We start from the raw sequence: 11,327 nt of genomic DNA, 5'->3' as shown, positions 1-11,327 counted from the left end.
GTATATGGCAGTTATTGCAACAATAATAGTTGCAATATTACCAAGAATAGAATAAGTATCTTTATTTTTTAAAATTATATAAACATATTTCATAAAATATAACAACTATACTTTCATAGCTTTACTACTCCAAAATAAGAAAACAAATCAAACATCTTATTATAAAAAGTTCTTTACTGACAACCCTCGCATTCGATCGAGCGGTCAGCTACGTCGTTTAGCTTTTCGCTGTCTGGTGACTCTGAGCGTAAATAGTAGGTTGATTTTAGTCCAAGCTCCCATGCAAGCGTGTAAATTTCACTTAGATATCCGCCGCTTGCTTTGTCTAAGCTCATGAAGATATTTAGACTTTGACCTTGATCGATCCATTTTTGGCGGATCGCGCCTGCTTTTATTAAAATTCTCTGATCAAGCTCATAAGCTGGTGTATAAAACTGCCAAGTATCAGGGCTTAAATTTGGCACGACATTTGGGATCATGCCACTTAGGTTGTGCTCAAACCACTTGCGTTTATAGACTGGCTCGATGGTCTGAGTAGTGCCAACAAGGATCGAGATCGAGCTTGTTGGAGCGATCGCCATTAGGTAGCCGTTTCTCATGCCGTCACGCTTGACCTTCTCTCTTAGCTTGTCCCAGTCGCAGACATTTTCGTCAAATAGCCCGCCTTTGTCATTTAAAAGAGCTTTTGCATTCTCATTTGCGGTGTCTATCGGCATGATGCCTTTGCTCCATTTTGAGCCTTCAAATTTTGGATAGACGCCCTTTTCTACGGCTAAATTTGAGCTAGCGTAGATCGCGTTGTAGCTTATGTTTTCCATTATGCTATCAATTAGCGCCAAATGCTCATAGCTGCCCCATTTTACGTTTTTCTCAGCTAGCATTTGCGCCTCACCCATGACACCAAGGCCGATCGAGCGAGAAGCTAGGTTTGTGTGTTTTACCTTTTTGTGTGGGTAGAAATTTAGGTCTATAACGTTATCAAGCATCCTAATGGCTATCGGTACGACACGCTCGATGTCCTCTTTGCTGTTTATCTTGCTTAAATTTATACTTGCAAGGTTGCAAACTGCCGTTTTGCCCTCGATGCTCTCTTTTTCTACGATAAAAATTTGCTTGCCTTTTAGGCTATCAAGCGCGCTAAGCTTTTTGGCTTTTTTAGTTATGCCACTATCGACCGTGATGTCTTCTTCTTCGTCAAATAGCTCCTCGCTGCCATCTTCATAAGTGATCTTGATCTTATAGTAGTTTGGCGCTGTATTTTGGAAAATTTCGGTGCATAAATTTGAGCTTCTGATGATGCCTTCGTGGTCGTTTGGATTTGTTTTATTGGCATTGTCTTTAAAGCATAAAAATGGCATGCCCGTTTCAAAATAGCTAGTTAAAATTTTTTTCCAAAGCTCTTTTGCAAGGATGGTGTTTTTCTGGATATTTTCGTCGTTTTCATACTCCAAATATCTCTTCTCAAACTCCTCACCGTAAAGGTCGCAAAGATCGCTTACTTGAGCTGGGTCAAAGAGGCTCCAGCGGCCATTTTCTTTAACACGCTTCATAAATAAGTCGTTTATCCAAAGCGCAGGGAAAAGCTCGTGTGCGCGGCGTCTCTCTTCGCCAGAGTTTTTACGAAGATCGAGAAAATCGCTCACGTCCATATGCCAAGGCTCGATGTAAACGGCTATCGCGCCCTTTCTAGTGCCTAGCTGATCGACCGCTACTGCGATGTCGTTTGTCACTTTTAAAAATGGGATGATACCGCCAGCTGCGTTTTTGTGTCCATCGATGCTACCGCCCATTGCGCGCACCTTGCTCCAGTCCCAGCCGATACCGCCACCAAATTTTGAAAGTAGTGCCATCTCTTTGTAGCTATCAAAAATTCCTTCGATATTATCAGGCGTACTACCTACGTAACAGCTGCTTAGCTGGTGGCGTGTAGTCCTTGCGTTTGAGAGTGTTGGCGTGGCTAGCATCACTTCAAATTTAGAGATAAGGTCGTAAAATTTCTTAGCCCAGCCTTGACTGTCTAGCTCGTTTTGCGCTAGAAACATCGCGATCGCCATAAACATATGCTGTGGCAGCTCGATTGGCATACCATTCTTATCTTTTATGAGATAGCGGTCATAAAGCGTCTTGATACCAAGGTATGCAAACTGAAGGTCACGCTCAGGCCTAATGTAAGCGTTTAGATCCTCAAGATCGTATTTCTCTTTTAGCCCAGGGATGATGCGGCCTACTTTTTCGCCTTTTATTAGGTAATCTTTTAAGTGATTGTAGCCGTTAAAGCCGGTCACTTTGTGATAAAGATCATATAAAAATAGCCTTGCGGCAACAAATGTCCAGTTTGGGCGGTCGATGTCGATCTTATCGACTGCTGTTTTTATAAGAGTCTGCTGAATTTCCTCAGTCGTTATCATATCTCTAAACTGGATTTTCGCATCCACTTCAAGCTCGCTAAGGCTTACATTGCTCAGTCCAAGAACTGCTTCGTTTGTGTATTTTTTGATCTTACTTATATCAAGCTCTTCTGTTCTACCATTACGTTTTATAACTTTCAAAAATATCTCTCCATGTTAAATTTTAATTTGGGATTTTATCCAAAAGGAGATAAAAACTCTCTTTGTTTAAAAAGTGATTTTTGATATAAAATTTAATTCGAAAAATAATATTTTATTTTTAAAAAATTTGATCTTATTTTAAAATAGTTGTAAAAATTTTTGAAGCGATGTATTGAAGCAAGAAGCATAAATTTACTTCTTGCATTTAAATTACTTGCCAAAAACTCTAGCAAAAATTCTATCTACGTTTTTGGTGTAGTAGTTGTAGTCAAAGCACTCTTTGATCTCATCTTTGCTAAGGCTCTTGGTTAGATCCTCATCGTTTAGCAAATTTTGTAAAAATAGGCTGTGACCTTGTTCATCGATCGCTTTTTTGCCCTCTTGTAAGTCTGCCCAGACCTTCATGGCATTGCGCTGAACGATCTTGTAGGCATCTTCTCTGGAAATTCCGCGTTGCGGCAATTGTAAAAGCACACGCTGTGAAAAGACTAGTCCGCCTGTTAAATTTAAATTTTTCATCATATTTTCTGGATATACGACTAAATTTGCTATCAAATTTTTGATGCGAACCAGCATAAAATCAGCCGTGATAAACATATCTGGTAGGATAAATCTCTCAACTGAGCTGTGGCTGATGTCGCGCTCGTGCCAAAGGGCGACATTTTCAAGTGCTGGCGTGACATATGAGCGTAGCACTCTGCAAAGGCCGGTGATGTTTTCGCTAAGGACTGGATTGCGTTTATGTGGCATCGCGCTTGAGCCCTTTTGTCCTGGGCTAAAATACTCCTCCGCCTCATAAACCTCGGTCCTTTGGTAGTGCCTAATGGCAACCGCGATCTTCTCGCAAGTAGAGGCTAGAACTGCGATAGCGCTTACAACATGTGCGTAGCGGTCGCGCTGGATCACTTGGTTTGACGCTGGGGCAGCTTTTAGACCGAGCTCCTCGCATGTTAGCTCTTCAAATTCCATCGGAGCGTGGGCTAAATTTCCCATAGCGCCTGAGAGTTTGCCGTAGCTGATCGTATCTTTTGCATCTTTGATGAGCTTTAGCGCCCTTGCGATCTCATCGTACCAGATGGCAAGCACAAGGCCAAAAGTTATCGGCTCGCCGTGGATGCCGTGACTTCTGCCGACCATAAGCGTATGCTTGTGCTCAATCGCTCTGTTTTTGACCGCCTGCATAAATTCCTCTACGTCGCTGATGATGAGCTCTAGGCTCTCTTTCATCTGAAGTGCGACGGCTGTGTCGATGCAGTCGCTTGAGGTCATGCCATAATGCACGAACCTACTCTCATCGCCAAGGCTCTCGCTGACGCTTGTTAGAAATGCGATGACGTCGTGCTTTGTCGTCTTTTCTATCTCGTCGATGCGAGCCACTTCAAATTTAGCATTTCTGCAAATTTTCTCGCAGTCGCCGTCGCTTATGAAGCCAAGCTTATTCCAAGCTTTAACTGCAGCTTTTTCTACCTTGAGCCAAGCGTCGTATTTTGCTTGTATACTCCACTTTTCAGCCATCTCTTTACGCGAGTATCTTTCGACCATTGTTGAACCTTTTTGTATTAGTTTTCTTCATCATAAAAGTAAATTTTAGCCTTGAAAGCTAAAAATCACATCGTATAATTTTATAAAATTTAAGTTTGGATTATATAAAATCCGTGCTGAAATGTCGGTTATACGCTTATAAATTTGTGCTTAAGCTAACTCACTCGTTTTTAAAAGGATTACCTTGCCCTACGTAAATAAATTTATTGCCACTGCAAACAAACAAAAAGCGTATAAAATTTTAATGAAAACTGGCTTTAGTATGAGAGAAGCGCAACGCCTCATAGATAAAGGTAGGCTGATATGTAGCGGTAGTGTCGTGATTGAGAAAAATGCCGTTTTGTGTGGCGATGTCTTTTTAATCGACTATGAGGCTGAGCCAAAGGGACTTAAGCCGATCTTTGAGTGCGAAAGCTTTGCGGTATTTGACAAGCCAAGCGGGGTGCTGAGCCACCCAAATGGCAGACACTGTGAGTACTCGCTAAATGATGAAATTTATACACTTTTTGGACGAGATGCAAGCGTGGCACATAGGCTGGACTTTGAGACGAGCGGTGTGATAGTTGTGGGCAAAGATAGAAATTCTACGATTAAACTAAAGAAAATTTTTGAAAATAGAGAGGTTTTTAAAAGCTACGTCGCAATGGTACAAGGTAAGATCGAACGAGAATTTATGATCGATGCCAAAATGGATCTAGCAAACAACTACGACGATGTGAAAATGCGGATGCAAATTTGCAAAAACGGCAAGAGCGCTGTGACTAAAATTTTGCCGATCAGATATTTTGACGATATCGATACAACTTTACTTCGGGCTATTCCTCTCACTGGCAGGCAGCATCAAATTCGCTTACATTTGTTTCATGTGAAACACAAGATCCTTGGCGAACCACTTTATGGTTTGTCACGTCCACAGATCGAGAAAATTTTAGATAAAGAAATGAGCGAGCGTGAACGGATAAATTTAACTGGAGCAAAAAGGCTCTTACTCCACTCAGATGAAATTTCTTTTAAATTTGATGAAATTTTTTATAACATAAAAAGTAAATTTGACGCTGAAAGCGAATTTCATAGGTATGCAAAAGAGAGTTTACTTTAGTCTAAAATTTTTTAATAAATTTCTATTTCTCATAAACCTTTACCTACGTTTTGCCAAAGTTTATTGCTTTTAGATATCACAATAATAATTTTGTAGTTTATGTAATTATTTCTTTATGAGAGCTAGGCTTTATCTTGATGTTAATGCTTAGAATTTATGCCTATCTTTTTCTTCTTTTAAAACTTTTAAAATAAGTCCTAATCCAAGTAAAACCACAACAGCAACAAAGACTATTTCAGCTATATCAAGTACACTCATTCTAACTCATACTAGCTTTACTATTATCTTCAAGCGAATGTATTTTTAAATTTTTATCGCTGGAAATAGCTTTAAATTTTGCATTTTCATTGCGTTGTTTTAATTGCCCGCAAGCTGCACTTATATCAAGTCCTTTGCTCTGTCTGATCGTACAAGTAACGCCGTGATCTCTTAGATATTCTTGAAATTTTAGCATACTGGTAAGCTCAGGTCGTCCAAATTCACTGCCCTCATGTGGATTAAAATATATAAGATTTACCTTCGCTTTTATGCCATGAAGTAATTTTACTAACTTTTTAGCATCACTCACGCTATCGTTTAGGTCTTTGATAACAAGGTATTCAAACATCACACGCTTTCGCATATCGATAGGAAATCCCCTAACAGCATCCATAACAGCCTCAATATTATACGCCTTATTTATCGGCATTAGACGGCTTCTAAGCTCATTAGTAACAGCATGAAGCGATATGGCCAATAACACGCCAAGATCCATCTCACCAAGCTTTTTTATCTGACTGCCAAGTCCGCTAGTTGAAATGGTTTGACGACGTGGCGATATGGCTAGACCCTCATTAAGAGCTAAAATTTTGATAGCTTTACTAACGTTACTAAGATTATCAAGTGGCTCACCCATGCCCATATAAACGACGTTTATACGTCTTTCATAAGGTATTTTATTTTCTCTTTTTATCCATAAAATTTGCCCCACAATCTCGCCTGCAGTCAAATTTCTAACAAGCCCGCCCTTTGCTGTTAGACAAAAAGCACATCCCATTTTACAGCCAACCTGCGAACTAACACAAACCGTATAGCGAGCATGGCGACTGATCTTTCCATTCTCATCACTGATCTCCTCTTTCATCGGGAGTAAGACACTCTCTATCTTTAGCCCATCTTTTAGCTCAAAAAGATACTTGATAGAGCCGTCGCTACTTTGCTCAAATTTTACACATTTTAAAGGATCGATATAAAATTTTTCAGCCAGATCTTGACGCATATCTTTAGGTAAATTTAGCATTTGGCTAAATTCGGTTGTATTTTTTTTATATATCCACTCGTAGATTTGTGTTGCTCTAAATGGTGGAGAAACTAACTCTTTTAGCTCATCGATACTAAGATCAAGCAAATTTATCACATATTTTCCTTTATATATTTTGTTAGAATTTTCTTGGCCTCTGCGTGATTTTTTACAAAATCAGCATGTGCATCTTTATTACAAAAATTTGTCGCTACGAAAATTCCATAAGCTGGAATTTTAAAAATGTGAGCTACTTTTAGAACAGAAAAAAACTCCATATTTTCTAAAAAATAGCCTTTTTCAAACATTTTATAAGCTAAATTTTTATCAGTCGTTATAAAATTTGACGAATTTGTTTTGATAGTTCCACGTGAAACGATAGAAGAAATTTCACACTCAATCGGTGAATAAGATCTATTTTCTACGCTAGAAATTTCAATATTTGCCCCAACCGAACTTTCATAAATTTGTAAAATTTCACCATCTTTATAAAGACCAGCTGAGCCAACGAAAACTATTTTTTCTGGCATCTGATATAAATTTCGTTTAGGATTTTTTGACAAATTTTGGCTTAGATTTTGCAGCTCTGGATTTGATGAATTTGCAAATTTAGCTTCGATCTTTGCAAGATAGTGCGGATCGATATTTTTTAAATTTATACCCTTTTCATCTGCTACAATACATGCTCGTTTCTGCAAAAATTTTGTCAAATTTATCGCCATATCAACTAGCCCCACACCCATTGGCAAAGCAAAGTCAAAAATTTCATTTTTTCCAGCAGAGATAACTAACATCAGAGCCTAACCTCAACGCCATTTGCCTTGAGATACTCTTTTAGCTTTTTTATCTCGATTTCACCAAAGTGAAATATCGAAGCAGCTAAACACGCATCAGCCCCGGCTTCAAAAGCCTCTTTAAAGTGCTCCATCTTACCAGCGCCGCCACTTGCGATAGTCGGTATAGAAAGCGTACTAAATATCTTTGTTAGCTCAAGATTAAAGCCCTGTTTGACGCCGTCATTGTCCATAGAGGTTAGCAATATCTCACCTGCTCCACGTGACTCGACCTCTTTTGCCCAAGAAAAGGCATCTTTTTTGGTATCGATCCTACCACCATTTATAAAAACACTATAACCATTTTCGATCTTCTTGGCATCGATCGCTACTACAACACATTGCGAGCCAAATTTCTTAGCTGCCTCATCAATCAAATTTGGTTCTTGTATAGCTGATGAATTTAAGCTTACTTTATCGCAACCAGCATTTAAAAGGCGAGAGATATCATCGATCGTGCGTATACCTCCGCCAACTGTTAGTGGGATAAAAAGCTTACTTGCAACCTTTTTAACGACATCAACTATCGTATCACGCCCAAGATGAGAGGCTGTAATATCTAAAAAACAAAGCTCATCAGCGCCCTCGTCATTGTATCTTTTAGCTATTTCGACAGGATCTCCAGCGTCAACAAGTCCTACGAAATTTACACCTTTTACAACTCTGCCATCTTTTACATCAAGGCATGGGATTATGCGTTTTGCAAAATGATTCAAATCTGTCCTTTATCTATTTTTCTAGCAGCTACCTCAAAATATGGCAGATTAGACCAATTTTCTCGGTTACCAACTATATAAACAACCTCTTTTGCTCTTGTTAGTGCTACATTTAGTAAATTTGGCGTACTAGCAGCCCATGCTCTAGCACCTTTTGTAGCACCGCCAAGGATAAAGATAATAACATCGGCTTCTTTGCCTTGCATGGTGTGAATGGTACCAGCCCCTTTTAAATTTTTACAAACATCTTTAAAAGGTGTTATTATTTTAACGCTATCTTTTAGCTTGGCTAACTTACCACCTAAAAGCTCTTTAACGATCATACCTTCGGCTTTATTATAATTACCTATCCATTCATCACTACTAACGTCAATCCATTCTGTTTTGATGTTAGGATCACTAAGTTTACTTTCACTACCTCTACCAAGTATCATCATATCATCATATGTTGTCTCGTTTGAAATTTTAAACATAGGGTTGGCGCACCTTCTATGAACGATAAGTGGCGAACCAACCCAAATGGACTTACCCTCTCCTTTTATATATGTACCAATATTTTGTACTTTATCGGCTCGAAGTTGAACTGATGATTTTAGTAGATTAAACTCATCTTTTGCATCACAGTAGCGTAAAATAGCGTTATTTAAAGCTGGTGGCAATGTTACAACAGGCTCAAGTTGAAGTGGATCACCAACTACAACAGCCATGTTTGAACGAAGCAGTGCACCTAATGCGTTAGTTAAATTTGCCTGCCCTGCCTCATCTATTAAGAGCAAGCCTATATCGCCATTTAGTAGCTCTTTAAAGGTATTATTAAAAGATGCGAAAGTAGAACTAACAACTGGCGTTAGTAAAAATAATCCTTTTATTATTTCACGTCTATCTTTAGCTTCAAGCCCGTTTTTTTCAGCCATTTTTTCATCATTAAATATAACGCTAAGAGCTCGCAAATTTGTTCTAACAGCTTCTTTGCAAGCAAAGATAGTGGCTTTATGCAGATTAAGCGCTTCTTTAAAAAGCTTGATTCTTGCCTTAAAAAGCTTCGTCTTGTGGGGTTTCTCATAAAGATCACGCTCCATCATAAATGGCATACTCTTTTGTATTTCTTCATTACTCTGATTAAAACTACCATTTAAAAAGCTATCAAGTTCTTCGCTTCTGCCAATTAATTTTTGACGTCTAACAAAGTCACCATTAAGTTTGTTGAGATGGTCTATCTTGGTGTTAAGTTCTAAAATTTTCTCTTCAAGCTGAGTTATTTTAGCTTTTAGTTCGTTTAATTTTGCTTCATTCTTCTCTTTATTTTCACTATTTTGCTTGCTTGCTTTCAAATTTTGCTCAGCTATTTGGCGATTTATCTCACTAACTTTTTGCGCTTCACTGTTATATTTTTCAAAAGCTTGTGTCTTTAAAATTTGCTGGAAAATAAAAAATGATGGCTTTATAGGCGCACTCAGATACTCTTGCAAAATTTCATTCTGACTAATAAGCTTTGTTAGCTCGTTAGCTTCAGCCACCTTTTGCTCTAGCTCATTTTTGCTCAAATCCAGTTCATCTATTAGTGGTTTTAAAAGCTCGTCTATTTGCTTTGCTGAATTATAGTTATCAAGTCTTTTATCGATATTTATAAGCTCGCTATTTATACTTTTTAGCTCCTCTTCTTTGATCCTGATCTCGCTAAAAAGTAGATTTACTTCGTGTAGGGCTTGATTAAATTTCTCCTTTGCCTCGTCGTAATCATCAACTCCTTCGCCAGTAGCCAAGTATTTGCCAAGCCCCATTAAAAAGCCATCTTGTTCTATAAATTCTTTAAATTCTTTTGAAATGTCTTTAAACTGACTATGTGTTTTTTCGATCTTTACGCCATTAATCGCGTTAAAAACAAAATTTGACTTATTTTGCTTTGAGCCAAGAGGTATGCAAAAAAGCCCCCATGCAGGTTTTGAGATAAAAGATTTTTCTCCAAAATTTGTCTTTTCATCGGCCGAGAGAAGCCTTGTAGCTATAAATTTAAAATAATCAATCTCACCTGCATAACTACCAATACTTTTTAACTGGCTAAGCTCTTTACTTAAAATTTCAACCGCACCGTTATTGCAAGAGCTAACAACCATCTCATAGCCCTGGAGTTCTTTATTTAGAGTAAAATAAAGCACCTTATCGCTACTATCTCGAACTGGAGCAAAGATATCATGTCTACTCATTTGTGCGAGCTTCATCGCTCTAAGCGTAACAACTTCAGCCATTACGTCTTTTAAAAGTGTTGTTTTACCGGTTCCTGGAGCACCATTTACGCTATAAATTCCACCACTTTTTTCTTTAAATTTTTTAATGATGTTATTAACGGCAATTTGCTGCGAGAAATTTAAAGCAAAGTCACTAACAAAGGCCGATCTTGGATATTCTTCTGCTTTAAGAAAATCTCTAACAAGCCTTTTATTTTGCTCATCTCTTACATCAAGTCTTTCAAATTTATTCTCACTGCCCTCGTCTAGAAATTGATCCGTTAGCTCATGCGTCCTGCCTGACTCATAAAATTTGATAAGCAAATTTATATCATCTATGAAAAAGCTATTTAAAAGGCTATCATTTTCTTTAGAATTTGGATTTATGATCTTTACTTCAAGCCTTAAGAAATCATTACAAAATGGTGTTTTAAGTGCACTTTTTAGCTCATCGTTTATAAGCTTTATATATTTGCCAAATTCCATTTTTTCTTTATAGATAGATAGCTTGTCTTTTATACGCTCACACTCTTTGTTAAAGTCACTTTGGCTTATCTCTTTTAGATGATCTAGGCGAGCCATTGCCCAAGGAGCTGTTGAGATGAAAAGATCATCAGATGAGTTTGGTGTAAAAAATGGAGTTAAATCATCATCTAAATTTACATCTTTTAAAGCAAAATTTTGATCATCTTTACAAAACACCAAATCACCAGTAAGCTTAAATTTATAGCAAAACGCCTTATCAAAGCTCATTTGCTCAGAGCGTAGCTCCTCTAAAATTTGCTCTTTTTCAAATTTAACATTTGCTAGCTTTGAGATATAAATGGCAAGCAAGTCAGTCTCAAAAACACCACCATAAATCGAAATTTCTATACCATTTTTTAAAAGCGACCTGTCAAATGCCCTTAAAATTTGTAGAAATTTCTCATCGAAATTTGCGATCTCAAGGTCTATTGATTTTTTAAATTTGGTATTTGTCTTTTTTGGCTTGTCTAAGGTTTTTGGCTCTAAATATTGTGATAATAAAAAGTATTTTAAGGTATTTGCCTTGCTCAAATTTATGCCCTATTTCGTTATTGTTTAG

7 protein-coding genes are annotated in these 11,327 nt (G+C 37.8%); 1 reads left to right on the top strand and 6 read right to left on the bottom strand.

The window, feature by feature from the left end; genetic code table 11:
- Nucleotides 1-173: 173 nt before the first annotated feature.
- Together CYP64_RS07295 and purB are read right to left on the bottom strand one after the other, a co-directional pair.
- A complete protein-coding gene (locus CYP64_RS07295; protein WP_103649239.1) occupies nucleotides 174-2,549 on the bottom strand; it encodes a ribonucleoside-diphosphate reductase subunit alpha in 2,376 nt (791 codons plus the stop codon).
- Nucleotides 2,550-2,759: 210 nt separating this feature from the next.
- A complete protein-coding gene (gene purB, locus CYP64_RS07290) occupies nucleotides 2,760-4,091 on the bottom strand; it encodes an adenylosuccinate lyase (RefSeq protein WP_103649238.1) in 1,332 nt (443 codons plus the stop codon).
- A 184-nt stretch (nucleotides 4,092-4,275) separates the two neighbouring features.
- Here purB and CYP64_RS07285 point away from each other — a divergent pair, with 184 nt between their 5' ends.
- Complete coding sequence (locus CYP64_RS07285; RefSeq protein ID WP_103649237.1) at nucleotides 4,276-5,190, top strand: pseudouridine synthase family protein; 915 nt, start codon at nucleotides 4,276-4,278, stop codon at nucleotides 5,188-5,190.
- 259 nt (nucleotides 5,191-5,449) lie between these two features.
- Here the strand turns inward: CYP64_RS07285 and rlmN are convergent, their stop codons facing one another.
- Genes rlmN through CYP64_RS07265 form a run of 4 tightly spaced genes read right to left on the bottom strand, consistent with a single transcriptional unit; the run spans nucleotide 5,450 to nucleotide 11,299 of the window.
- On the bottom strand, nucleotides 5,450-6,586 hold the full coding sequence (gene rlmN / locus CYP64_RS07280) for a 23S rRNA (adenine(2503)-C(2))-methyltransferase RlmN (protein WP_103649236.1): 1,137 nt from the start codon (nucleotides 6,584-6,586) through the stop codon (nucleotides 5,450-5,452).
- The gene (locus tag CYP64_RS07275; RefSeq protein WP_103649235.1) at nucleotides 6,583-7,263 is read right to left on the bottom strand and encodes a purine-nucleoside phosphorylase; all 681 of its coding nucleotides are present in this window, start codon (nucleotides 7,261-7,263) and stop codon (nucleotides 6,583-6,585) included. Before CYP64_RS07275 ends, rlmN begins: the two co-directional genes overlap by 4 nt.
- The gene (gene hisF, locus CYP64_RS07270) at nucleotides 7,263-8,018 is read right to left on the bottom strand and encodes an imidazole glycerol phosphate synthase subunit HisF (RefSeq protein WP_103649234.1); all 756 of its coding nucleotides are present in this window, start codon (nucleotides 8,016-8,018) and stop codon (nucleotides 7,263-7,265) included. Before hisF ends, CYP64_RS07275 begins: the two co-directional genes overlap by 1 nt.
- Nucleotides 8,015-11,299: a DEAD/DEAH box helicase gene (locus CYP64_RS07265; protein ID WP_103649233.1), complete on the bottom strand. Its 3,285-nt coding sequence runs from the start codon at nucleotides 11,297-11,299 to the stop codon at nucleotides 8,015-8,017. Before CYP64_RS07265 ends, hisF begins: the two co-directional genes overlap by 4 nt.
- Nucleotides 11,300-11,327: the final 28 nt, after the last annotated feature.

It is taken from the genome of Campylobacter concisus (genome assembly GCF_002913945.1).
GTDB lineage: Bacteria > Campylobacterota > Campylobacteria > Campylobacterales > Campylobacteraceae > Campylobacter_A > Campylobacter_A concisus_P.
Note: the sequence above shows the minus strand (reverse complement) of the source record. Positions and strands in the feature narration are given on the sequence as shown.

Coding starts and splice junctions, on each gene's coding strand:
- purB (WP_103649238.1), bottom strand. CDS start 4,091: ATGGTCGAAAGATACTCGCGTAAAGAGATGGCTGAAAAGTGGAGTATA.
- CYP64_RS07275 (WP_103649235.1), bottom strand. CDS start 7,263: ATGTTAGTTATCTCTGCTGGAAAAAATGAAATTTTTGACTTTGCTTTG.